This is a genomic window from Bartonella sp. AP58NXGY (assembly GCF_042195785.1).
Classification (GTDB): Bacteria; Pseudomonadota; Alphaproteobacteria; order Rhizobiales; family Rhizobiaceae; genus Bartonella.
In genome coordinates this window covers 331-640 of the sequence record NZ_JBHIOY010000316.1, presented here as the reverse complement: position 1 = coordinate 640, position 310 = coordinate 331, and the positions used below count along the sequence as shown (strand labels likewise).

General features: G+C 41.3%; 1 pseudogene. It reads left to right on the top strand.

From position 1 onward, the window contains the following. A pseudogene (locus tag ACFINC_RS11140) lies at positions 1 to 310 on the top strand (2-octaprenyl-6-methoxyphenyl hydroxylase); the annotation flags it as partial.

The following is a 310-nucleotide window of genomic DNA, read 5'->3' as shown; positions in this document are numbered from 1 at the left end:
TGGGACTCTATCACTCCCTCTGCGCAACCCATTCACTCCATGATCATCACAGATACAAGCACAAATGACCCTGTTAAACCCCCTCTTTTAACCTTTGAAGGCGACATTACCCCCGGTGAACCCTTTGCAACGATGGTAGAACATAGAGAACTGATCAATACTTTAAAAAAACGTGTCAAAGATCTCAATATCCCTATTATCGCAAACACACGTGTCATTGATTTTCATCAAGACAACCAACACACAACTGTTACATTAGATAATGAAGAACTTTGGCAAACAAAATTGCTTATTGCAGCCAATGGTGCCC